A 22,167-nucleotide genomic window follows, 5' to 3' on the forward strand; every position below is an offset into this window, starting at 1 on the left:
TGTGCGTATCAATTTCTCGTAAAACCGCTTATCCGGAGCTAACGGGCGAGGTGGATATGGTAGGGGCTCCGCTGGACACCACCAGAGCCGACAGGGGAGGTGCGGCTGAACCTGCGGATCGAGGAGGGGTGCTCCGGCGCCTGCTCAGATCGTCGGGGGAGCCGAAATCCGTGAACAACACCGCTGACCGATCCCGCATCGCTGACTCCGCTCAGACCGCGACCTTCACGTCCGACGCGGACTCGCAGGCGTGGACCCCTCCCACGTGGGAGGAGATCGTCAGCACACACAGCGGCCGGGTGTACCGGCTCGCGTACCGCCTGACGGGCAACCAGCACGACGCCGAGGACCTGACGCAGGAAGTCTTCGTGCGGGTCTTCCGCTCCTTGTCGACCTACACGCCCGGCACCTTCGAGGGCTGGCTCCACCGCATCACCACCAACCTCTTCCTGGACATGGTCCGCCGCAAGCAGCGCATCCGTTTCGACGCCCTCGGCGACGACGCGGCCGAGCGCCTGCCCAGCCGCGAGCCCTCCCCGCAGCAGGTCTTCAACGACACGCACTTCGACGCGGACGTCCAGCAGGCCCTCGACACCCTGGCGCCGGAGTTCCGCGCCGCGGTCGTCCTGTGCGACATCGAGGGACTTTCGTACGAGGAGATCGCCGCGACCCTGGGCGTCAAGCTCGGTACGGTCCGCAGCCGCATCCACCGCGGTCGCTCCCAGCTCCGCAAGGCGCTCGCCCACCGCTCTCCCGAGGCCCGTGCCGAGCGCCGCGGTTTCGCGGTCACCGGTGTGCCCGCTTTGGGAGGAGGGGGCACGAACGCGTGAGTGGATCACGGCTGAATCCTGCCGACGGACCCCTGGCCGAGGAGCACCTCGGCGACCGACTTTCCGCCCTGGTGGACGGTGAACTCGGCCATGAGGCGCGCGAGCGCGTCCTGGCCCACCTCGCCACCTGCGCGAAGTGCAAGTCGGAGGCCGACGAGCAGCGACGACTGAAGAACGTGTTCGCGGAGGTCGCCCCGCCGCCCCCGTCCGAGAGTTTCCTGGCCAGACTGCAGGGACTCCCCGGAGGAGGCGACTCGGACGGCGACAGCTCGCGACTGGGCCGGGGAGCGTTCGGAGCGTCCGGAGTCTTCGACATGACGCCCGACTCATTCGGCTACCTGCCCTCCGGCCCCCATGCGACGACGCTCCCTTCGGAAGAGCGCGGCTTCCGCATCCATGACATCGGCAAGCGCGAGGCCGAGCGCTCCGCCTCCCGGGGACTGCGCTTCGCCGCGGCGGCGGCCGGTGCCGTCTCGCTCGCCGCGATCGCGCTCGGCGGGGTCTCGACCGGCGTACCGACCGACACCGTGGACGCACGCGGGAGTTCGGGCAACGGAAGCAACGTGACCCCGATGCGCACGACGAGCACGACCGGCGCCACGAGTTCCGAGTCGCAGCGCCGCCGTTCGCTCGCACCGCTGGTCGCCCAGGGACAGCGTTCCTTCGGCAACGAAGGGGGCGCGCAGACCGAGCTGTCCGCGCCGCTGCTGCCCGGCGTCCCGACGCCCGCGCCCGGACTGTCCTCGCCCGGTGAGCAGAACACCGGCTCGCACTCGATGCGCACGCTGACCGCCCCCGTGGTGGTGGGCGCCGCCGCGATGTCCCCTCTGATACGTCCGTTCGCGCCGACCCCGAAGGTCACGCTGACCACGTGGTCATCGGGACCGGAGTTCGAGGCGTCTGTGCTGTCGGCCGTGCCGTCCTTCGACCCGTCCGCCTCACCCGCTCCTTCCTCCTCGGGCTGAACCGGCCCTCTGCGCGGCGGCCCGCGAACCTGGTTGAATCCAGGGATGGGCCGCGCCCACCGCTGGAATCCGGGCGCGGAGGTCGAGACGACGCGGCGAGCGCCGACATGCCGTGCCGCGGGTCAGGTGTGGGGAGAGCATGGACGAGGGGAAGCCCACGAAGCCGAAGTGGTGGAGCCGGCCACGGACCCATGGGCCGGATCCCGCTCCGGCGGACTCGGTTCCCACGGGGGACGGCGCGAGCGGGTCGCACGGGGGAGACATGGACGGCGACTTCGAACTGGAGAAGCCGGTGGGTAGCAGCACGGATACGGGTACGGGTGGGACGGCTGTCGGTGCGGGCGACGGCGTGAGTGCGCCCGCGCCCGGTGAGCGGCCCAGGCCCCTGCACGATCCGGACCCCTACAGCACACCGCCGTACGGTGGCCCGGGCCCCTGGGCGCCGGCGCCACCGGTGCAGCACCCGGGGACGACGCCGGACCGGGCCGCGGCCCGGGACGCTCCGGGGCAGGCCGCCTCCGGCGCGTCCGCGCCGCACGGGGCTGTCTCGTCGGCCCCGCAGGCGTCCGTGCCGCCTGCGGACGTCTCGTACACCCCCGCCCCGGAAGCGTCCGGCCCGCATGGGGCCGCCTCGCAAGCGGCGGGCCCGCCCGCGCCCGCCTCGCACGTCCCCGGCCAGCCCTCGACCGTATCCTCCGCGCCGGACGCGGGCGGCCCGCGAGCGTTCGGTTCGGACGCGACCGTCTCGTCCGTGTCCGCGCCGCATGCGGGTGCCTCGGGAGGGCCCGGCTCGGTGGCGGGGGGTGAGGGAGCGGCTGTCGGGGCCGGGCACGGCGCCGTCGGGAACGGCAACCCCTGGCAGAACTACGACCCCTGGGCCGCCGCGCCCTTCCAGCAGCACGGGGCCGCCGCCGAGGCGCCGGGCAGGCGCCGCAGGCGGACCGGCCGCGCGCTGGTCCTCGGCGCCGCACTGCTCGCCCTCGTCTCCGGAGGCGTCGGCGGGGCCGTGGGCGCCTATCTGGAGCGGACCGGAGGCATCGACGACGTCGAGCTGCCGCAGGCCGGCGTGGAGGCCAAGGGGCGGGCCCCGGACAGCGTGGCCGGTATCGCGGCCAGCGCGCTGCCCAGCGTGGTGACCCTGCACGTCAGCGGCTCGGAGGCGCAAGGCACCGGCACGGGCTTCGTCCTCGACCGGCGCGGCCACATCCTCACCAACAACCACGTCGTGGAACCGGCGGACGGCAGCGGCGGGATCACCGTCACCTTCAGCGGCGGCGAGACCGCCAAGGCCGAGGTCGTGGGTCACGACAGCGGCTACGACCTCGCCGTGGTCAAGGTCGCCCACGTCAGCGGTCTCAAGCCCCTCTCGCTCGGCAACTCGGACAACGTCCAGGTCGGCGACCCGGTGGTGGCCATCGGCGCGCCCTTCGACCTGGAGAACACCGTCACCGCGGGCATCATCAGCGCCAAGGAGCGCCCCATCACGGCGGGCGGCGAGGAGGGCGACGGCAGCGACATCTCGTACGTGGACGCGCTGCAGACGGACGCCCCGATAAACCCCGGCAACTCCGGCGGCCCCCTGGTCGACTCCAAGGCCCGTGTCATCGGCATCAACAGCGCCATCCGCTCCGCCGACAGCGGCTCCGACCTGGAGGGCGGCCAGTCCGGTTCGATCGGCCTCGGTTTCGCCATACCCATCAACCAGGGCAGGCGCGTCGCCGAGGAGCTCATCAACACGGGCCGGGCCACGCATCCGGTGATCGGCGTGACGCTCGACATGGAGTACTCCGGCGACGGCGCCCGCGTCGGCACCAAGGGTAACGACGGCGGCTCGGCGGTCACCCGGGGCGGCCCCGGCGCCCGGGCCGGCATCAAGACCGGCGACGTCATCACCGAGGTCGACGGGCAGCGGGTGCACTCCGGCGAGGAGCTGATCGTCAAGACGCGGTCCCACCGGCCCGGCGACCGGCTGGAGCTCACGCTGGAGCGGGACGGCAAGGAGCGGAAGATCACCCTCGTCCTCGGCTCGGCCGACGGGAACTGACACCCCGGGGCAGTACCGGTCGGACAGGAACGGCGGGTACCGTGGACCCGGCCCGGACCGGACCACGGAACGACCTGCCGAGCGCCGAGGACATCGCAAGGAGCTGCAAGGTGTTCAATGACATAGGACCGCTTGAACTGGTCACGATCGTTGTCCTTGCCGTGCTCGTCTTCGGCCCGGAGAAGCTCCCGAAGATGATCCAGGACGTCACGCGGACCATCCGTAAGATCCGTGACTTCTCGGAGAGCGCCAAGGCGGACATCCGCGAGGAGCTGGGACCGGAGTTCAAGGACTTCGAGTTCGAGGACCTCAACCCCAAGACGTTCATCCGCAAGCAGCTGGACAACGACGAGCTGGGGCTCAAGGAGATCCGTAACGGCTTCGACCTGAAGAAGGAGATGGCCGAGGTCACGGACGCCGTGCACGGCCGCGATTCCGACTCGTCGTCCTCGTCGTCCTCCTCCACCTCTTCTTCCGCCTCGTCCTCGTCGGCGGGCTCCACCGGCGGCACCGTGGACATGACGAAGAAGCCCGAGAAGTCGGCGCCTGACGAGCGCCCGCCGTTCGACGCGGACGCCACCTGAGGCCGAGTCGCTCTGCCACGACCGGCCCCCCGGCGGCGCGCCCGCCGTCCGCCACGCGCTTCACTTTCAGTCGAACGCCGTCCCTCCGCCCGTACCCCGCTTGGGTTTCGTCCGATCGGGATGCGTTCGGGATACGCCGGATCAGGTGCGTATGTGAGCCATGTGCCGACCGGTTTTCCGGGCTTCGGCCGAGCTGTGACTATCCTGCCTAGTTGTTGTGCGGACCGGACGGACGCCCGAAGGGGGGCGGGCCACCCGGTCCGACGAGAGCGAGGAGGCGTCCGGGCAGATGGAGACGACAAGTCGGGTAGGCGCGCAGGCGCCGGCAGCGGAGGGTGGACAACAGCTCCCCTCCGCCCGGCGCACGGTCGACGGCTACCTGCTGGCGCCCTTCCCGTGGTACGGCCTCGACGAGGCCTTCACGGGGCCGCGCTGGCTGATGCAGGTCGGCGCCGCGGCCGACGGAGCCATCGAACACGGCTCGATCGGGCACGGTGACGAACCGTCGGTGCGCAGTGAGTCCACCGAGGACAAGGAGCGATTCGCGGTCGTGGTGACCGTCGCGGGCAACCCCGTACGGCGCAGTGCCGACGGTACGGGGCTGCTGGAGGCCACCTCGGTGTCCTCCGCGGCCTGGCTCGCCGGGGTGGGGCTGCTGTCCTTCACCTGGCCCGGCCAGATGGACCACACCCTGCGCGACGACTGGCTGGACCAGCAGACCGAGACGGCGTGGGTCCTCGCGGACGACCTGGACGGGCCCGACTGGTCGACGCTGTCCCTTCCCGTGGACGGGGTACCGACGCCGTTCCACTACAGAGAATCCGAGTTCGGCTGGGTCCTCGCGGGCTCCACGCAGGAAGGGGTTCATGTGGGGGCGTACGGGCGGGGGATGAGCGCGTACGGGGTGGCTTTCGCCATGATCAAGGACATCAGCACGTACGCCTAGGCGGCGGGCGACGAGCTGCGGGTGGCTTCAGGCGGCCGGGACTTGAGGTGCGGGCCTGCCGGGGTCGCCCGCGCCGTTCCCCGCGCCCCTAAAGGCCGAAAGACCGGGGCGGAGCCCCTCTTTCAGGGGCGCGGGGAACGGCGCGGGAAGAAGTCCTGGACGGGCTAGAACTTGTTCCGGGGGGTGATGCCCAAGGACATGCCCGACAGACCCCGCTGACGCCCACCCAGCTTGCCCGCGATCGCGCGCAGCGCCGCGCCCGCCGGCGAGTCCGGGTCCGTCAGGACGACCGGCCTCCCGTCGTCCCCGCCCTCGCGCAGCCGCACGTCGATCGGGATCGAACCGAGCACCGGCACGGTGGCCCCCGTCGTGCGGGTCAGCCCGTCGGCCACCGACTGCCCGCCCCCCGTACCGAAGATGTCGACCATCTCGTCGCAGTGGGGACACGGCATGCCCGCCATGTTCTCGACCACACCGACGATCTTCTGGTGGGTCTGCACGGCGATCGACCCGGCCCGCTCGGCGACCTCCGCCGCGGCCTGCTGAGGAGTCGTCACGACCAGGATCTCCGCGTTCGGGACGAGCTGCGCGACCGAGATCGCGATGTCGCCCGTACCCGGCGGCAGGTCCAGGAGCAGCACGTCCAGGTCACCCCAGTACACGTCCGCGAGGAACTGCTGCAGCGCGCGGTGGAGCATCGGGCCGCGCCACACGACCGGCGCGTTGCCGGGGGTGAACATGCCGATCGAGATGACCTTCACGCCGTTCGCCGACGGCGGCATGATCATGTTCTCGACCTGGGTCGGACGGCCCTCGGCGCCGAGCATGCGCGGCACGGAGTGGCCGTAGATGTCGGCGTCCACGACGCCGACCTTCAGCCCGTCCGCGGCCATCGCCGCCGCGAGGTTGACCGTCACGGACGACTTGCCGACGCCGCCCTTGCCGGAGGCGACCGCGTACACGCGCGTGAGGGAGCCCGGCTTGGCGAAGGGCACCTCGCGCTCGGCCTGGCCGCCGCGCAGCGCGGACGCCAGGTCCTTGCGCTGCTCGTCGCTCATCACGTCCAGGGTGACGTCGACGTGCGTGACGCCCTCGACGCGCGAGACCGCCTCGGTCACGTTCTTCGTGATGGTGTCGCGCATGGGGCACCCGGAGACCGTCAGGTACACCGCGACCGCGACCGAACCGTCCGCGCCGATCTCCACCGATTTGACCATCCCCAGCTCGGTGATGGGTCGCTGGATCTCGGGGTCGTTCACCGTCGACAGTGCTTCACGCACCGCGTCTTCCGTAGCCATGGGTCGATGGTACGGCGCCCGGCCCGGGGGCCGGAAAGCCCCGTCACCGGTCGTCTACGTCACGTCCCCGTGGATGTTCTGCCGGGAATACGCCATGCCGGTCGCCGAACCGGTCGCCGAACCGGTCGCCGAGCCGCTCGCCGGGCCGGTCGACCCGCCCGTCCCCGAGGTCGTCGCGGCGGCGCTCCTCCAGCTCCTTGACCAGGTCCTCCAGCTCGGAACGGATCCAGTCCCGGGTGGCGACCTCGCCGAGGCCCACGCGCAGCGCGGCGATCTCCCGGGTCAGATACTCGGTGTCCGCGATCGACCGCTCGTTCTGCTTGCGGTCCTGTTCGAGGTTGACCTTGTCGCGGTCGTCCTGCCGGTTCTGCGCGAGGAGGATCAGCGGAGCGGCGTACGAGGCCTGCAGGGAGAGCATCAGGGTGAGGAAGATGAACGGGTAGTTGTCGAAGCGCAGGTCAGGCGGCGCGGACACGTTCCACACCACCCACAGGATGATGACGAACGTCATCCAGACGATGAACCGTCCCGTGCCCAGGAACCGCGCGATCCGCTCGGAGAGCCGTCCGAAGGCCTCCGGGTCGTACTCGGGCAGGAATCTGCGCCGCGGCGGCTGCGGCTGGTCGAGCCGCAGCCGGGGCCGCGCGGCGCCGCCCGTCCCGGAGGCCGCCCGTTCGCGGGCCTCGCGCTCAGGAGCCATCAGGGGCCTCCTCGGCGGCATCACGGCCGACGGCACCGTGTTCCGCGTCGCGGTCCGTCTCGCGGTCGGTGTCACGGCCGGTCTCGCGATCGGTCTCGGGCTCGTCGGCGGTTTCCTCGTCCAGGTGGAACTCCTTCTCCCGCCAGTCCCCGGGCAGCATGTGGTCGAGGACGTCGTCCACGGTGACCGCGCCGAGCAGCGAACCGCTCTCGTCGACGACGGGCGCCGCGACCATGTCGTACGTCGCGAAGAAGCCGGCCACGACGGGCAGCACGGCCTCCGGGTCGAGCGGCCGCAGGTCGTCGTCGATGATCGAACCCACCAGCGTGTACGGCGGATCGCGCAGCAGCCGCTGGAAGTGGACCGTCCCCAGGTACTTGCCGGTCGGGGTCTCGTCCGGCGGGCGGCACACGTACACCTGGGCGGCCAGCGCGGGGGAGAGGTCGGCGTTGCGAACCCGGGCGAGGGCGTCCGCGACGGTCGCGTCGGGCCGCAGCACGATCGGCTCGGTCGTCATCAGACCGCCCGCGGTGCGCTCCTCGTACGCCATCAGCCGCCGTACGTCCGCCGCGTCGTCCGGCCGCATCAGCGCGAGCAGCCGTTCCTTGTCCTCCTCCGGCAGCTCGCCGAGCAGGTCGGCCGCGTCGTCGGGGTCCATGGCCTCCAGGACGTCCGCGGCGCGCTCCTCCTTGAGCTTGCCGAGGATCTCGATCTGGTCGTCCTCCGGAAGCTCCTCCAGGACGTCGGCGAGCCGGTCGTCGTCCAGGGCCGCCGCGACCTCGGCGCGGCGCTTCGCGGACAGATGGTGCAGGACGTTCGCGAGGTCGGCGGGGCGCAGCTGCTCGAAGGTGGCGAGCAGGTTCTCGGCGCCCTGTCCGTGCTCCTCCAGGGAGAACCCGGTGACGGCCGACCACTCGACGGTCAGCGTCTCGCCCCTGGCCCGCCGGAACGCGCCGCCGGTCCGCCCCTTGCGGACGAAGACCCGGTCGATCTCCCAGTCGCGGCGGGCCGGCAGCTGCTGGATGGCGATGTCCAGGACGGTGACCGTCTCGGGCGGTTCGCCGCTCTCCACGAGGGTGACCCGCCGGTCGAGGAGCTCGCCGAGAACGAGCCGCTCGGTGGGGCGCTGCTCGAACCGGCGGACGTTCAGCACGCCGGTGGTGATGACCTGGCCCGACTCGATGCCCGTCACCCGGGTCATGGGCAGGAAGATACGGCGCCGGGTGGACAGTTCGACGACGAGGCCGAGCAGCCGCGGGGGCCGCCGGCCCACGCGCAGCATGGCGACGAGGTCGCGCACGCGCCCCACCTGGTCGCCGTTGGGGTCGAACACGGCGATGCCGGAGAGATGCGAGACGAAGATCCTGGGGGCGCCTGCCGCCATTCGGGCGCCTCCTTCTTCGTACGGGCTTCGATACGCGGGCGTGGGTGCATGGGCTTCGGACCGGGCGTTATGGAGTGTCATGTCCGCTCGGGTGGGCTTCAGGCTAGCCCGTCCCGGTCGGATACGCCCTGGTGAGGGGTGCGGACGGACTGACTCCGAGTGGCGTAGCGGGCCCCGGTACGCTGCGGTACGCCGTTGAGGACAACCGCACGAGAGGCAGCGCCACCTGTGACTGCGATTCCCCGTGGACGAACCCGTAAGGCCGTGTTGGCGAGGGCCGTGTGCGCGCTCTTCGTGGCGGGCGCGGGGGTGACGGGGTGCGGCGGTGAGGATCCGGACGCGGGGACGAACGGGGTCGGGAAACTTCCCCCCGCGAAGATCCAGAGCAGAACGCAGTCGGCCGCGGAGGCCGCGGGGACGGTACGGCTGTCCGGGGCCGTGGTCAGCAACAAACGCACCTACAAGCTGGACATGCAGCTCAAGAAGGACGGCGGTACGGGGTCGGTCACCTCGGACGGTGTGACGTTCCGCCTGCTGCGGGTCGACGGGCACCTCTTCATCAACGCCGACGCGGACTTCTGGAACCACCAGGACGGCAAGAGCGACGACGGTACGTCGGACACGGCCGCGGCGGGGAAGCTGGACGGCATGTACGTGAAGGTCCCGAAGGGGGACCCCGCGTACCAGCAGCTCAGCGTGTTCACCGACAAGGACGTGCTGCTGGACGGCCTGCTGTCCCTGCAGGGTGAGCTGGCGACGGAGGGCCATCACGAGCTGAACGGCGTGCGCACGATCCGCCTCACCGGTGACAAGGGCTCCGGCGGCCGGATCGACGTCTCCCTGGAGGGCAAGCCGTATCCGCTGATGCTGGTCCGGGCCGGCGACGCGGGCACGATCCGCCTCACGGACTGGGGCCGGAACTTCACCCTGAAGCCCCCGGACAAGGCGGACACGGTCGACTACGGCCAACAACTCCCGACGTCCTGAGAGAGGCGCAGGGATGCGCGCGCCGATTGCGCCGTTCCCCGCGCCCCCAAGGGCCTGAAGCTCGGGGCGCAGCCCCGGCTTTAGGGGCGCGGGGAACTGCGCGGCCCACCGCGGCACACCCGCACCCGGCACTCGGCCCTCACTTCCCCGCAAGCCCGCGCAGCGCTCCGCGCTCAGCCGCTCCGCCGCAGCCGGCGGAAGAGCAGCCGCGGCAACCCCGCCGGCACAGGCAACCGCGTGGTCGCCGACGTACGCACGGGCACCGCCGCCAACGACCCCGTGGGCGAAGGCGAGGTCGACCCCGTCGGCGCGAGCCGGACCACCCGGCACTCGCGAGCCCACCGCTCCGTCATCGCCTCACCGTCGGGCGCGTTCAGCCGCTTCCCCTTCAGCTCGCCGACGGCGACCGTCCACTCCTCCGACCCCGGAGCCAGCTCCGCCACGGCCGCGGTCCAGGACACCAGCCGCCCGCCCTTGTCCTTGCTGCGGACCGTGACGACCGCCTCGCGGCCGTCCACGAGCCCGGGCAGCGGCTGCTCACCGGGCCCGTCGCCGACCACGTACACCGCCCCGTCGTGCCACACGTGCCACAACGCGCGCGTCGGCGCCTCCCGGCCCGGGCCCTGGCTCTGGTCCTGGGCCTGGCTCTGGGCCCGGTCCTGGTCCTGGGGGTCGAGCGACGGGACACCGCTCCCGCGCACCCAGATGAGCCCGGACTTCTTCGTGGCCTCCTCGACGAGGGCCTGTTCGGCAAGAGCCTGATCCGTCATGCGGGCCACCCTAGCGTCGCCTCGTGAGGCCCCTCGGAGCGCTCAGAGCCAGCCGTTGCGCTTGAGCGTGCGGTGGATGCCCAGGCAGAGCACCACCGTGAGGCCCATGATCGTGGGGTATCCGTACCGCCAGTGCAGCTCCGGCATGTGCTCGAAGTTCATGCCGTACACCCCGCACACCATCGTCGGCACGGCCACGATCGCCGCCCAGGACGTGATCTTGCGCATGTCCTCGTTCTGCGCGACGGACGCCTGCGCGAGGTTGGCCTGGAGGATCGAGTTGAGCAGCTCGTCGAAGGCGACGACCTGCTCGTGCACCCGCGCCAGGTGGTCGGCGACGTCCCGGAAGTACTTCTGGATGTCGGGGTCGACCAGCCGCATCGGCCGCTCGCTCAGCAGCTGCATGGGCCGCATCAGCGGTGACACGGCACGCTTGAACTCCAGTACCTCACGCTTGAGCTGGTAGATCCGCGCCGAGTCGACACCGCGGGACACCCCGCCCCTGCGGCCGGGCGAGAACACCTCGGTCTCCACGTCGTCGATGTCGTCCTGCATGGCGTCGGCGACCGCGATGTAGCCGTCCACGACATGGTCGGCGATGGAGTGCAGCACGGCGGAGGGGCCTTTGGCGAGCAGTTCCGGGTCGTCCTGCAGCCGGTGCCGCAGCGCCCGCAGGGAGCCCTGCCCGCCGTGCCGCACGGTGATGAAGAAGTCCCGCCCGGTGAAGCACATCACCTCGCCGGACTCCACGACCTCGCTGGTGGCGGTGAGTTCGTCGTGCTCGACGTAGTGGATGGTCTTGAAGACGGCGAACAGCGTGTCGTCGTACCGCTCCAGCTTGGGCCGCTGGTGGGCGTGGACGGCGTCCTCGACGGCGAGCGGGTGCAGCCCGAACTCGGCGGCCACGCCCGAGAACTCGTCCTCGGTGGGCTCGTGCAGGCCGATCCACGCGAACCCTCCGTCGCGCCGCACCTGACGGATCGCCATGCGCGGCGTGAGGCTGTCGTCCGACGGGAGGCGGACGCCGTCGCGGTAGACCGCGCAGTCCACGACGGCCGAACTCTCCGCGGCGGAACGGGTGGTGTCGTACGTACCGCCGTCCTTGCGGAGCGAGGGGCGGACCGCGGCGCGCAGGTTGTGGATCATCGACATGGGTGGCTCCTTCGCGAACGAAGGCCGCCGACGACGGCTGGAACTGCCCGGAATGGGGACGTCCTGACTGCGGATGTTTGGCACGTCCACAAAGCGGGGAGCACCGCACCGTCACGGTGGCGGCTTCGCTACTGATACAGATCAGAAAAATTCAGACAGATCAGGGAAAACGAAGTGCTCTTCCGTTGTGTACCGGACCGGCCATGACGTGAGCGCGGGAAACGACGCGAGCGCGAGAGGTGGCGGTCGGCAGAGCGTGAGCTCGGGAAGCTGAAAGGAGCTCAGCAGCCGGAAGAGCGGGTGGTACTGCCTGGTCGACTTCGATCCATGGAGCCCCACCTCCTCCGGCCGGTCCCCCGTAGGGGAGGTCCATCCCCCGTAGGGGAGTCTCATGCGTCGAGACGTGGGCCGGGACGTGAGAGCGACGCTTCTGCGTGCTGCCCCGGCCAGCGGCCAAGAGTATCAGCCGACTGAAGTGTCAAGCCGTCGCTTTGCCCGCTGCTGACGAGTTCTATGCTCGGCGCATGGTTGATGTTCTTGCTCTGGTGGAAGCCCGTCTGCGTACCGCGCTGGGCGAACCGGACGCGCGCGCCGCGGTGACCTTCCTGGGTACGGACCGCATCGAGGTGCTGCGTTTCACGGACCTGGACACCTCCTCCGCGGCCCCCACCGGGATCGTCAGGTACGCGACGCTCGGCATGTCCGCCCAGCCGATGGCGGACCCCACGGCGGCCGTCGCCGACCCGGTCGCGGGCCCTCGCGCCGAGCTCGTCCTGTCGGTACGGGCCGGCGGCGCCGACACCGACAAGGTGCTCCGCCCCCTCGCCGTACTGGCCGCGTCCCCGCAGGTCGAGGGCCTGGTCGTGGCGCCGGGCGCCTCGCTCGACGTGGGCGATCCGCTGTGGCCGGGAGCCCCCTTCACCTCCGTCCTGGTCGCCGAGCCGGGCGGCCTGGTCGAAGATCTCGAACTCGGCGCGCCCCTGGATCCCGTACGTTTTCTGCCGCTGCTGCCCATGACGCCGAACGAGGCCGCGTGGAAGCGGGTCCATGGCGCGGGGGCGCTCCAGGAGCGGTGGCTGACAAGCGGAACGGACCTGCGCGATCCCGTGCGCAAGTCCGTGTCCCTGGACTGATCTCCAACAGGCGCGCGAAGTCGCCGAGTTGGCAAAGTCACACCGCGAACGACCCCGTCCTCCGCGCACTCCGCCCGCTCTCGCCCGCCCCTTCCGTCCTCGCCGTCAGTTGGCGAAGACGGTGACACCGTCCTCCGCCGCGTGCCGTTCCTCCAGTTCCTCCGCCTCGTGCGTCAGGGCGTCCCGGCGTACGAGGACCACGAGCGCGCCCAGCGCCGCGGTGACCGCCGCGACCACGAACGGGATGTGGATGTCGGTCCACTCCTCGATCCTCGGCGCGAAGAACGGCGCCGCCGCCGCGGCGAACCAGCGGACGAAGTTGTAGCCGGCGCTCGCCACCGGGCGCGGCGCGTCCGACACGCCGAGGGCCAGCTCCGTGTAGACGGTGTTGTTCACGCCGATGAAGGCACCCGAGAGGATCGTGCAGACCACGGCGGTGGTGTGGCTGCCGTAGCCGAGGACGAGCACGTCGGCCGCGAGCAGCAGCAGTGAGCCGCCGAGCACCTTCAGCGAGCCGTACCGGGCCTGCAGGCGCGGTGCCACGAGCACCGAGAACACCGCGAGCAGCACACCCCAGGCGAAGAACACCGCGCCGCTGCTGTACGGGCTCATGTTCAGCACGAACGGCGTGAAGGCCAGCACGGTGAAGAACGTGTAGTTGTAGAAGAACGCCGAGCCCGCCACCGAGGCGAGGCCGCCGTGGCCCAGGGCCTTGATCGGGTCGAGCAGCCCTGTCCTGCGCGCGGGCTTCGGCTGCTCCTTCAGGAACGCCGTGATGCACAGGAACCCGATCGCCATCAGGACCGCGGTGCCGAAGAACGGGTAGCGCCAGCTGGCGTCACCGAGCAGCGCGCCCAGCAGGGGCCCGCAGGCCATGCCGAGGCCCAGGGCCGACTCGTACAGGAGGATCGCCGCCGCGCTGCCGCCGGCCGCCGCGCCGACGATGACGGCGAGGGCGGTGGAGACGAAGAGGGCGTTGCCGAGCCCCCAGCCGGCCCGGAAGCCGACGAGTTCGCCGACCGAGCCGGAGGTGCCGGACAGACCGGCGAAGACCACGACCAGCGCGAGGCCGAGCAGCAGGGTGCGACGGCCGCCGATACGGCTGGAGACGAAGCCCGTGACCAGCATCGCGAGCGCGGTGATCAGGAAGTACGAGGTGAAGAGCAGGGAGACCTGGCCGGCGGTGGCGTCCAGGCCCTTGGCGATGGACGGCAGGATCGGGTCGACGAGGCCGATGCCCATGAAGGCGACGACGGATGCCCCGGCGGTCGCCCAGACCGCCTTCGGCTGACGCAGGAGGCTCGTGGCCCCCGCGTCGAAGGTGTCCCCTTCGGCGGGGCCTCCCGTGCTGCTGTTCATGTGCGCTCCTTCACGCTGTTTGCCGCTCGCGGAGAGATGGTCGGAGAGGCGGACGTAGGGACGGCCGTAGGGATGGATGTAGGAACGGCCGTAGATGGTTGGCGTATACACATAATAAGTTAGATCGGCTAATGAGTGCAAGCTACATCTAATGATGGCCGGCGGTCGGTCGCGGCGAGGAGGTGACGGGCGCGCGGCGGACGGGTGATCGTCCTTGACGCGACGAAGGACGGGGAGGACCGTTGTGCCTTATGAGGGGCGAACCCAGTTGCCCGAAGTGTGGTGGCCGGGTCAGGGCTCCCGGCCTCTTTGCCGACTCCTGGCAGTGCGATGTCCACGGCATCGTGCATCCGCTGCAGCCCGTGATCCCGCCCAGTGTCGAAGCCCTCGGCGTGGTCGTCCACCGTGCGCGCGTGCCGGTGTGGATGCCGTGGCCGCTGCCTGTCGGCTGGCTCTTCACCGGTGCGGCGTTCGCCGGTGACGACCGCAGCGGTGGTCGCGCGACGGCGGTCGCCTGCTCGGGGCCGGGACCGCTCGGCGGATTCGGGGAGCTGATCCTCGTCGCGGAGGAACTGGGCGTGGGGCTGGGCGCGCGGTACGCGGGCATCGAGGGGCTCGACCCGGGCCCGTACATGAACGTCGACAAGCCCCCTCACGCGAAGGTGCTGGCCGCGGGACGGCCGACGCCGCTCTGGCACGTCCCCGGAGTGCCCGGCGACCGGGCCGTCTTCGCGGGTGAGGCGCTCGGGCTGTGGCTGTGGGCGGTCGTGTGGCCGGAGCAGTCGGGGATGTTGATGTACGACGACCTGGTGCTGACGGATCTGCGTGACGCCGGCGCGGAGGCGGACCTTCTGCCGTGCGGGGCGCTGTCACCACGGATTCTGGAACCGTAGGCTCCGCCGGTCACTGGGGGGTGAGGTGAGGGGGTGTAGGGGGTGACCCTGGGGTGTGGGTGTGACGGGGGGTGGATTCCGGGGCCGTTATCCTTGAGGGGTCCCTCGTCCTGTCCTGGTCTGGAGTCCGTTCGTGCGCATCGATCTGCACTGCCACTCCAAGGCCTCCGACGGTACGGACACCCCGGCCGATCTGGTCCGCAACGCCGCCGCGGCCGGTCTCGACGTCGTCGCGCTGACCGACCACGACACCACCCGCGGCTACGCGGAGGCCATCGCAGCTGTGCCCGCCGGGCTGACGCTCGTGACCGGTGCCGAGCTGTCCTGCCGCCTCGACGGTGTCGGCCTGCACATGCTGGCGTACCTCTTCGACCCCGACGAGCCGGACCTGCTGCGCGAGCGCGAACTGGTACGTGACGACCGGGTGCCCCGCGCCCAGGCGATGATCGGCAGCCTGCGCGAACTGGGCGTGCCCATCACCTGGGAGCACGTGGAGCGGATCGCCTCCGGCGGCTCCGTGGGCCGCCCGCACATCGCCACCGCCCTGGTCGAGCTGGGCGTGGTGGAGACCGTCTCGGACGCGTTCACGAGCGAGTGGCTCGCCGACGGCGGCCGGGCGCACATCCAGAAGCACGAGTCCGACCCCTTCGAGATGATCCGGCTGGTCAAGGCCGCGGGCGGCGTGACCGTCTTCGCCCACCCCGCCGCCGCCAAGCGGGGCCGGACCGTACCGGAGTCCGCGATCGCCGAGCTGGCGGCGGCCGGGCTCGACGGCATAGAGGTCGACCACATGGACCACGACGCGGCCACCCGGGCCAGGTTGCGCGGACTCGCGGCCGAGCTGGGGCTGCTGACGACCGGTTCGAGCGACTACCACGGCCACCGCAAGGCGTGCGAACTCGGCGAGTACACGACGGACCCCGAGATCTACGCCGAGATCACCCGCCGCGCGACGGGCGCGTTCCCCGTACCGGGCACGGGCGGCCCGACCCCCACGTAACCCCGACCCGCTGTACACCGACCCGCTGTCCTCCTCCCAGGGGCGCGGGGAACGGCGCAGTCTTTTCGTCGGGGGCGCGTGGAACGGCGCTGTCTCTTCGCCCCTGGGGGCGCGGGGAACGGCGCAGTCTCTCGTTCACCCCACCCACCCTCAACACCCCAGCAAGGCCATACTGCTCATGTTCGACCTCGCCGTCTTCGGCTCCCTCTTCCTCACGCTCTTCGTCATCATGGATCCCCCGGGGATCACCCCGATCTTCCTCGCGCTGACCTCCGGCCGCCCCGCCAAGGTGCAGAGGCGCATGGCCTTCCAGGCCGTCTGCGTCGCCGGCGGCGTCATCACCGTCTTCGGCCTGCTCGGGCACCAGATCCTGGACTACCTGCACGTGTCGGTCCCCGCCCTGATGATCGCCGGCGGCCTGCTGCTCCTGCTCATCGCGCTCGACCTGCTCACGGGCAAGAACGACGAACCCCAGCAGACCAAGGACGTCAACGTCGCCCTCGTACCCCTCGGCATGCCGCTGCTGGCCGGCCCCGGCGCGATCGTGTCCGTCATCCTCGCCGTGCAGAAGGCCGACAGCGTGGCGACCCAGGTGTCCGTGTGGACGGCGATCCTCGCCATCCACGTCGTGCTGTGGGTCGTGATGCGGTACTCGTTGCTGATCATCCGGGTCATCAAGGACGGCGGTGTCGTGCTCGTGACACGCCTGGCGGGCATGATGCTCTCCGCCATCGCGGTGCAGCAGATCATCAACGGCGTCACCCAGGTCGTCCAGAACAGCTGAAGTGCGGCTCGATCGTGGGCTGAAGTGCGGCGGAGTCGTGACCGAACGCGAAACCCCCGCCCGGCATCGTGCCGGACGGGGGTTTCGAAGACTGTCTGTGCAGACTGTCGAACAACCGCTGTTATGAGGCCGAGGTGTCGGCCGGGCGGATCCAGAGGCGCTGCCCGATGGCGGCGGCCTGCTGAACGATCCGGTTGACGGAGGCGGCGTCCACGACGGTGCTGTCCACGGGCGTGCCGTCGACGTCGTCGAGTCGCATGATTTCGAAGCGCAAGGGCTTCTCCCTTCGTCTGGTCATCCTCCTGGAGGAGAACTACTGGTTGGAGTGGGTGCGCGGACCATCTGTGTCCCGCGTTCCCACTGGAGTCAACGGGATGTTTGTTACGAACATTCCCTACGCTAAAGAAAACTTTCGAACGACTAATTACCTGTGAGTATCGGGACCACGTGAGTACGCACAGTGACGTCCTGCGACAATGAGGCGCATATGAATGACGACTTCGCGGCAGCCGACGACCCCACCGATCTCGCCGACCTCGGCGCGCGCATCGACCGCTCGAACGAGCTGCTCCAGCGCATGCTGGCCGAGGTGGCGAAGACGCCGTCGACCCACGCGATCTTCGTCGACGCCGGGTACCTGTACGCGGCGGCGGGCCGGCTCGTGGCGGGCACTGAGGACCGCCGGGCCTTCGAGCTGGACGCCGAGGGACTCATCGACGCGCTCATCGACCGGGCCCGCACGATCTTCGCGGACAGCAGGCTGCTGCGCGTCTACTGGTACGACGGGGCGCGGCGCCGCATCCACACCGCCGAGCAGCAGTCCATCGCCGAGCTGCCCGACGTCAAGGTTCGGCTCGGCAACCTCAACGCCAACAACCAGCAGAAGGGTGTCGACTCCCTGATCCGTTCCGACCTGGAGTCACTGGCCCGGCACCGCGCCATCAGCGACGCGGCCCTCATCGGGGGCGACGAGGACCTGGTCTCGGCCGTCGAGGCGGCCCAGGGATACGGGGCCCGGGTCCACCTCTGGGGCATCGAGGCCCCCGAGGGCCGCAACCAGGCGGAGCCGCTGCTCTGGGAGGTCGACAGCCAGCGCACGTTCGACCTGGACTTCTTCAAGCCGTACGTGGCCCGGCGCACCCCCACCTCGTACGAGACCTCGGCGGCGGCCCGGCCCAGCCGGGAGGACGTGCGGTTCGTGGGGGCGCAGATCGCCGCGAAGTGGCTGGCCGCACGGGGGCGGGAAGCGCTGGCGGAGCTGCTTCCCGGCCATCCGTATCTGCCGGGGCCGGTCGACCAGGAGCTGCTCGTGGAGTCCGAGGGGCTGTTGCAGTACTCGCTGCGCGGGCAGGCCGATCTGCGGCGGGCGCTGCGGGACGGGTTCTGGGAGCACGTGCAGGGGCAGTACTGACGCCTCCGTGGGGGCGGGCGTGCGGAGGGCGGGCACGCGGGGGGTCAGGGGGCGCGGTTCCCCGCGCTCACTACAGGGCCCCGACGGGCCCTACTGGTCCAGCCCGTCCCAGAACGCGATCAGGGCCTCGGCCGTCTCCGCCGGGCGGTCCGTGTTGGGGGAGTGCTCGGCTCCGTGGACGATCGTGCGGTGCGCCTCCAGGCGTACGGCCATGTCGTCGAGGAGCGGGACCGGCCAGGTGTCGTCGCTCTCGCCCGACAGGACGTGCACGGGCAGGCGCAGGGCCGCCAGCTCGGCCACGCGGTCGGGCTCCTCGCACAGCTGCCGCCCCGCCGCGGCGAGCTGAGCCGGGCTGTTGGCCAGCCAGCGTCGCCTGAGGTCCCGCTGGTCGTCCAGGCCGGCGTCCAGCTCGCCCTCGGCATCCTCCGGCGGGTCGAGCGCCCGGATCGCCTCCCACACCTGCGCCATGTCCATCACGGTCAGCGCGTCCCGCAGCAGCTTCACCCGCTGCTGCTGGCTGGGGGAGATCTCCGCGGGTCCGGAGGACACCAGGGTGAGGGACCGGAAGCGGGCCGGGTCCAGCAGGACGGCCGCGCGGGCGACCTGTCCGCCGAACGAATGGCCCAGCAGGTGGAAACGGTCGCCGCGGCTGCCGGAGCCACCCGAGCTGGAGGTGAGCGCGTCGAGCTGTGCGAGCACGTCCTGCGCCAACTCGCCCTGTGCGTAAGGGGATTCGTCCTCGCGCGGGCCCGGTGACTCGTACTGGCCCCGGCCGTCCACCGCGACGGTCCGGTATCCGGCCGCCGCCAGCGGCTCGTGCAGCGAGATGAAGTCCTCCTTGCTCCCCGTGAACCCCGGCAGCAGCAGCACGGTTCCCTTCACGGGGCTGCCCGCGTCGATCACGGCGAACTCCCCGCGCGCGGTGCCGAGGCGATACGCGCGGGCCCCGGAGGGCGGGACGAAGGTGAAGGGCCTGCTCATGAGAAGGAGGCTATCCGGGCAACCCCACGGGCGGCATACCGGGCGGCACAGCGGTCGGCACAGTGGGCGGTGGCACCGGGCGTGCGCGACCCCGTCGGGATTCCCGCGTGCCGCGGACCGCCGCCGGGCGTGCCGAGGAACGCCGACGGCCCGGCCCCCGCGAGGGGAACCGGGCCGTCGAGTGCCGTCGGATGCGGAACTCAGCCCTCCGTGGGCTCGGCGGCGGCAGCGGCCTTGCGCGTACGGCGGCGCGGCTTGGCCTCGGCCACGGGTGCGGCCTCGGCCTCGGCCGACTCCGCCACCGACACCGGGGCGGGCGCCTTGGCGGCTGTCTTGGCCGCCGTCTTGCGTGTGCGGCGCGGCTTGACCGGAGCCTCGGCGGTGTCCGCCACGGCCTCGGTGGCCTGGGCCGGGATGTCGGCCTCCGCGACCGCGGCCTTGCGGGTGCGGCGGCGGGGCTTCGTCCCGGTCGCCTCGGCCGTGTCCACGGCGCTCTCCGCCGCCTCCGCGGGTGCGGCAGCCGCTTCCACGGTCGCGACGGCCTTGCGGGTGCGGCGCGGCTTGGTCACCGTGGCCGCCGGTGCCTCGGCCGTCGTGCCCTCGGCGGTGTCCACCGCGGTCTCGGCGGCGGCAGCGGCCTTGCGCGTACGGCGGCGCGGCTTGGCCTCCGCGACGGGTGCCTCTTCCGCCGGGGCCACCGGAGCGGCGGCCGGGGCGACGGGAGCCGCCTCGGCGGTCTCGGCAGCGGTCGCGGTCGCGGCGGCCTTGCGGGTGCGGCGGCGCGGCTTGGCCTCGGGCTCCTCGGTCGCCTGCGCCGGGATACCGGTCTCGGCGACCGCGGTGACCTCGGCGGACTCGGTGGCCACCGCCGCCTTACGGGTCCTGCGGCGCGGCTTGGCCTCAGCGGCCTCCGCCGTGTCCAGGGCCGTCTCGGCGGCGGCCGTGGTCTTGGCGGCCGTGGCCTTACGGGTGCGCCGCGGCTTGGCCTCGACGACCTCGACCGGGTCGGCGACGGCTTCCACGGGGGTGACGGCCGGCTCGGCGACCGCGGTCTTGCGGGTGCGGCGGCGGGGCTTGGTCACCACGGCTTCGGCGGCCTCGGCTGCGTCGGGCACGACGGTCGGCTCGGCCACGGGGGCCTCCTCGACGACGGCGGCCTCGGGCTGCACGGCCTCCGCCGTACGACGTGTGCGACGGCGGCGCGGCTTGGCCTCGGTGTCCGCCACCGGCTCGGCGACGGGCGCGACGTCCGGTGCGGCAGCCGGTACGACGGCCTGCTCCGGGACCTCGACGGCCGCGCCCTCGGCCGTGGCGACCGCGCTCGCGGCTGCCTCCGACCCGGCACCGGCACGCGTACGGCGACGCCGGCGCGCGCTGCGCGACTCCGTCGCCTGGCCCGGCTCGGTGCTGTCGGCCACGGTCTCCGGTGCGGACGGCACTGCCGTCTGCGCCGTGTTCTGCGACTCCACGGCGTCGAGCGCCGCGCCGTTGCGCGTACGGCGACGGCGGCGCGGGGTCCGCTCCGAACGATCACGATCACGATCCCGGTCGCGACTGCGGTCCCGGTCCCGGTCGCGCTCGGCGGCAGGGGCCGGACCCGCCGCGGGGCGGCCACCGCGGCCACCGCGGGCGCCACGCCCACCGGTCTCGCCGAGGTCCTCGACGACCTCGGCCGACAGACCGGCACGGGTGCGCTCGGAACGCGGCAGGACACCCTTGGTGCCGGCCGGGATCTTCAGCTCCTCGAAGAGGTGCGGGGACGTGGAGTACGTCTCCGGCGGGTCGTTGAAGCCGAGGTTCAGCGCCTTGTTGATGAGCTGCCAGCGCGGGATGTCGTCCCAGTCGACGAGGGTGATCGCGATGCCCTTGGCACCCGCGCGGCCCGTACGGCCGATGCGGTGCAGGTACGTCTTCTCGTCCTCGGGGGACTGGTAGTTGATGACGTGCGTGACGCCCTCGACGTCGATGCCGCGCGCGGCCACGTCGGTGCAGACGAGCACGTCCACCTTGCCGTTGCGGAACGCGCGCAGCGCCTGCTCGCGCGCGCCCTGGCCGAGGTCGCCGTGGACCGCGCCGGAGGCGAACCCGCGCTGCTGCAGCTGGTCGGCGAGGTCCGCCGCGGTGCGCTTGGTGCGGCAGAAGACCATCGCGAGACCACGGCCGTCGGCCTGCAGTATCCGCGAGACCAGCTCGGGCTTGTCCATGTTGTGCGCGCGGTAGATGTGCTGCTTGGTGTTCGCGACCGTCGCGCCGACGTCGTCCGGCTCGGAGGCGCGGATGTGTGTGGGCTGCGACATGTAGCGGCGCGCGAGGCCGATGACCGCGCCCGGCATGGTGGCCGAGAACAGCATCGTCTGGCGGCGTACCGGCAGCATGTTCATGATCTTCTCGACGTCGGGCAGGAAGCCCAGGTCGAGCATCTCGTCGGCCTCGTCGAGGACGAGGGCGCGCACGTGCTTGAGGTTGAGCTTCTTCTGGCCCGCGAGGTCGAGGAGCCGGCCCGGGGTGCCGACGACGACGTCGATGCCCTTCTTCAGGGCCTCGACCTGAGGCTCGTACGCCCGGCCGCCGTAGATGGCGAGAACGCGGACGTTACGGACCTTGCCGGCCGTCAGCAGGTCGTTCGTGACCTGGGTGCAGAGCTCGCGCGTCGGGACGACGACCAGGGCCTGCGGGGCGTCGGTGAGCTGCTCGGGCTGGGCCCGGCCCGCCTCGACGTCCGCGGGGACGGTCACGCGCTCGAGGAGCGGGAGGCCGAAACCCAGCGTCTTGCCGGTGCCGGTCTTGGCCTGGCCGATGACGTCGTTGCCCGCGAGGGCGACGGGGAGCGTCATCTCCTGGATGGGAAAGGGCTTCGTGATGCCGACGGCCTCAAGGGCCTCGGCAGTCTCGGGAAGGATCCCGAGGTCTCGGAAAGTAGTCAGGGTGCTGCCTCTTCTGTGTACG

Annotated in this window: 20 protein-coding genes; 11 read left to right on the plus strand and 9 right to left on the minus strand. The window is 71.4% G+C overall.

Annotated features, from left to right (window positions below; genetic code table 11):
* The first annotated feature begins 128 nt into the window (after nt 1–128).
* The 5 genes from sigE to K3769_RS16095 all read left to right on the plus strand — a co-directional run bounded on the left by sigE (nt 129) and on the right by K3769_RS16095 (nt 5,369).
* Entirely contained in the window at nt 129–830 is a 702-nt protein-coding gene (gene sigE / locus K3769_RS16075) for an RNA polymerase sigma factor SigE (protein ID WP_372514952.1), read from the plus strand.
* Nucleotides 827–1,795: an anti-sigma factor family protein gene (locus K3769_RS16080; RefSeq protein ID WP_267027117.1), complete on the plus strand. Its 969-nt coding sequence runs from the start codon at nt 827–829 to the stop codon at nt 1,793–1,795. The genes sigE and K3769_RS16080 overlap by 4 nt, the downstream gene beginning before the upstream one ends.
* Before the next feature lie 139 nt (nt 1,796–1,934).
* Nucleotides 1,935–3,839: a trypsin-like peptidase domain-containing protein gene (locus tag K3769_RS16085; protein WP_267027118.1), complete on the plus strand. Its 1,905-nt coding sequence runs from the start codon at nt 1,935–1,937 to the stop codon at nt 3,837–3,839.
* 110 nt (nt 3,840–3,949) lie between these two features.
* Nucleotides 3,950–4,423, plus strand: a complete 474-nt coding sequence (locus tag K3769_RS16090) for a sec-independent translocase (RefSeq protein ID WP_267027119.1) — start codon at nt 3,950–3,952, stop codon at nt 4,421–4,423.
* A 289-nt stretch (nt 4,424–4,712) separates the two neighbouring features.
* Complete coding sequence (locus tag K3769_RS16095; protein ID WP_267027120.1) at nt 4,713–5,369, plus strand: hypothetical protein; 657 nt, start codon at nt 4,713–4,715, stop codon at nt 5,367–5,369.
* A 164-nt stretch (nt 5,370–5,533) separates the two neighbouring features.
* Here the strand turns inward: K3769_RS16095 and K3769_RS16100 are convergent, their stop codons facing one another.
* Genes K3769_RS16100 through K3769_RS16110 form a run of 3 tightly spaced genes read right to left on the minus strand, consistent with a single transcriptional unit; the run spans nt 5,534 to nt 8,751 of the window.
* Complete coding sequence (locus K3769_RS16100) at nt 5,534–6,667, minus strand: Mrp/NBP35 family ATP-binding protein (RefSeq protein WP_267027121.1); 1,134 nt, start codon at nt 6,665–6,667, stop codon at nt 5,534–5,536.
* 43 nt (nt 6,668–6,710) lie between these two features.
* Nucleotides 6,711–7,367 carry a DUF1003 domain-containing protein gene (locus K3769_RS16105; RefSeq protein ID WP_267027122.1) on the minus strand — a complete coding sequence of 219 codons (657 nt, stop codon included), beginning with the start codon at nt 7,365–7,367 and terminating at the stop codon, nt 6,711–6,713.
* The gene (locus tag K3769_RS16110; RefSeq protein WP_267027123.1) at nt 7,357–8,751 is read right to left on the minus strand and encodes a magnesium transporter MgtE N-terminal domain-containing protein; all 1,395 of its coding nucleotides are present in this window, start codon (nt 8,749–8,751) and stop codon (nt 7,357–7,359) included. The genes K3769_RS16105 and K3769_RS16110 overlap by 11 nt, the downstream gene beginning before the upstream one ends.
* 228 nt (nt 8,752–8,979) lie before the next feature.
* Between K3769_RS16110 and K3769_RS16115 the strand changes: the two genes are divergently transcribed.
* A complete protein-coding gene (locus tag K3769_RS16115; protein ID WP_267027124.1) occupies nt 8,980–9,738 on the plus strand; it encodes a hypothetical protein in 759 nt (252 codons plus the stop codon).
* 173 nt (nt 9,739–9,911) lie between these two features.
* On the opposite strand, the gene K3769_RS16120 is transcribed toward K3769_RS16115, so the two are convergent.
* Together K3769_RS16120 and K3769_RS16125 are read right to left on the minus strand one after the other, a co-directional pair.
* Nucleotides 9,912–10,508, minus strand: a complete 597-nt coding sequence (locus tag K3769_RS16120; RefSeq protein ID WP_267027125.1) for a hypothetical protein — start codon at nt 10,506–10,508, stop codon at nt 9,912–9,914.
* Nucleotides 10,509–10,550: 42 nt separating this feature from the next.
* Nucleotides 10,551–11,660 (minus strand): magnesium and cobalt transport protein CorA, encoded by a 1,110-nt coding sequence (locus K3769_RS16125; RefSeq protein WP_267027126.1) that lies wholly within the window; start codon nt 11,658–11,660, stop codon nt 10,551–10,553.
* 524 nt (nt 11,661–12,184) lie between these two features.
* On the opposite strand from K3769_RS16125, the gene K3769_RS16130 reads away from it, so the two are divergent.
* Nucleotides 12,185–12,793 (plus strand): suppressor of fused domain protein, encoded by a 609-nt coding sequence (locus K3769_RS16130; protein ID WP_267027127.1) that lies wholly within the window; start codon nt 12,185–12,187, stop codon nt 12,791–12,793.
* Between the two features lie 105 nt (nt 12,794–12,898).
* On the opposite strand, the gene K3769_RS16135 is transcribed toward K3769_RS16130, so the two are convergent.
* Complete coding sequence (locus K3769_RS16135) at nt 12,899–14,152, minus strand: MFS transporter (protein WP_267027128.1); 1,254 nt, start codon at nt 14,150–14,152, stop codon at nt 12,899–12,901.
* A 251-nt stretch (nt 14,153–14,403) separates the two neighbouring features.
* On the opposite strand from K3769_RS16135, the gene K3769_RS16140 reads away from it, so the two are divergent.
* The 3 genes from K3769_RS16140 (at nt 14,404) to K3769_RS16150 (ending at nt 16,829) form a co-directional block, all read left to right on the plus strand.
* Complete coding sequence (locus tag K3769_RS16140) at nt 14,404–15,045, plus strand: DUF6758 family protein (RefSeq protein WP_267027129.1); 642 nt, start codon at nt 14,404–14,406, stop codon at nt 15,043–15,045.
* Nucleotides 15,046–15,178: 133 nt separating this feature from the next.
* Nucleotides 15,179–16,045, plus strand: a complete 867-nt coding sequence (locus K3769_RS16145) for a PHP domain-containing protein (protein ID WP_267027130.1) — start codon at nt 15,179–15,181, stop codon at nt 16,043–16,045.
* Between the two features lie 178 nt (nt 16,046–16,223).
* Nucleotides 16,224–16,829, plus strand: a complete 606-nt coding sequence (locus K3769_RS16150; RefSeq protein WP_267027131.1) for a MarC family protein — start codon at nt 16,224–16,226, stop codon at nt 16,827–16,829.
* A gap of 121 nt (nt 16,830–16,950) precedes the next feature.
* Here the strand turns inward: K3769_RS16150 and K3769_RS16155 are convergent, their stop codons facing one another.
* On the minus strand, nt 16,951–17,103 hold the full coding sequence (locus K3769_RS16155; protein WP_007384531.1) for a DUF8834 family protein: 153 nt from the start codon (nt 17,101–17,103) through the stop codon (nt 16,951–16,953).
* Between the two features lie 213 nt (nt 17,104–17,316).
* Here K3769_RS16155 and K3769_RS16160 point away from each other — a divergent pair, with 213 nt between their 5' ends.
* Complete coding sequence (locus K3769_RS16160; RefSeq protein ID WP_267027132.1) at nt 17,317–18,240, plus strand: NYN domain-containing protein; 924 nt, start codon at nt 17,317–17,319, stop codon at nt 18,238–18,240.
* A 90-nt stretch (nt 18,241–18,330) separates the two neighbouring features.
* Here K3769_RS16160 and K3769_RS16165 read toward each other — a convergent pair whose 3' ends face one another.
* Nucleotides 18,331–19,221 carry an alpha/beta fold hydrolase gene (locus K3769_RS16165; protein ID WP_267027133.1) on the minus strand — a complete coding sequence of 297 codons (891 nt, stop codon included), beginning with the start codon at nt 19,219–19,221 and terminating at the stop codon, nt 18,331–18,333.
* Nucleotides 19,222–19,421: 200 nt separating this feature from the next.
* Nucleotides 19,422–22,055, minus strand: a complete 2,634-nt coding sequence (locus tag K3769_RS16170) for a DEAD/DEAH box helicase (RefSeq protein WP_267027134.1) — start codon at nt 22,053–22,055, stop codon at nt 19,422–19,424.
* Nucleotides 22,056–22,167 lie beyond the last annotated feature (112 nt).

It is taken from the genome of Streptomyces ortus (assembly GCF_026341275.1).
GTDB lineage: Bacteria > Actinomycetota > Actinomycetes > Streptomycetales > Streptomycetaceae > Streptomyces > Streptomyces ortus.

Excerpts from the sequence above, each read along its gene's own strand:
- K3769_RS16085 (WP_267027118.1), top strand. The coding sequence starts at position 1,935 with ATGGACGAGGGGAAGCCCACGAAGCCGAAGTGGTGGAGCCGGCCACGG.
- K3769_RS16095 (WP_267027120.1), top strand. The coding sequence starts at position 4,713 with ATGGAGACGACAAGTCGGGTAGGCGCGCAGGCGCCGGCAGCGGAGGGT.
- K3769_RS16100 (WP_267027121.1), bottom strand. The coding sequence starts at position 6,667 with ATGGCTACGGAAGACGCGGTGCGTGAAGCACTGTCGACGGTGAACGAC.
- K3769_RS16105 (WP_267027122.1), bottom strand. The coding sequence starts at position 7,367 with ATGGCTCCTGAGCGCGAGGCCCGCGAACGGGCGGCCTCCGGGACGGGC.
- K3769_RS16110 (WP_267027123.1), bottom strand. The coding sequence starts at position 8,751 with ATGGCGGCAGGCGCCCCCAGGATCTTCGTCTCGCATCTCTCCGGCATC.
- K3769_RS16120 (WP_267027125.1), bottom strand. The coding sequence starts at position 10,508 with ATGACGGATCAGGCTCTTGCCGAACAGGCCCTCGTCGAGGAGGCCACG.
- K3769_RS16125 (WP_267027126.1), bottom strand. The coding sequence starts at position 11,660 with ATGTCGATGATCCACAACCTGCGCGCCGCGGTCCGCCCCTCGCTCCGC.
- K3769_RS16130 (WP_267027127.1), top strand. The coding sequence starts at position 12,185 with ATGGTTGATGTTCTTGCTCTGGTGGAAGCCCGTCTGCGTACCGCGCTG.
- K3769_RS16135 (WP_267027128.1), bottom strand. The coding sequence starts at position 14,152 with ATGAACAGCAGCACGGGAGGCCCCGCCGAAGGGGACACCTTCGACGCG.
- K3769_RS16140 (WP_267027129.1), top strand. The coding sequence starts at position 14,404 with ATGAGGGGCGAACCCAGTTGCCCGAAGTGTGGTGGCCGGGTCAGGGCT.
- K3769_RS16150 (WP_267027131.1), top strand. The coding sequence starts at position 16,224 with ATGTTCGACCTCGCCGTCTTCGGCTCCCTCTTCCTCACGCTCTTCGTC.
- K3769_RS16160 (WP_267027132.1), top strand. The coding sequence starts at position 17,317 with ATGAATGACGACTTCGCGGCAGCCGACGACCCCACCGATCTCGCCGAC.
- K3769_RS16165 (WP_267027133.1), bottom strand. The coding sequence starts at position 19,221 with ATGAGCAGGCCCTTCACCTTCGTCCCGCCCTCCGGGGCCCGCGCGTAT.
- K3769_RS16170 (WP_267027134.1), bottom strand. The coding sequence starts at position 22,055 with ATGACGCTCCCCGTCGCCCTCGCGGGCAACGACGTCATCGGCCAGGCC.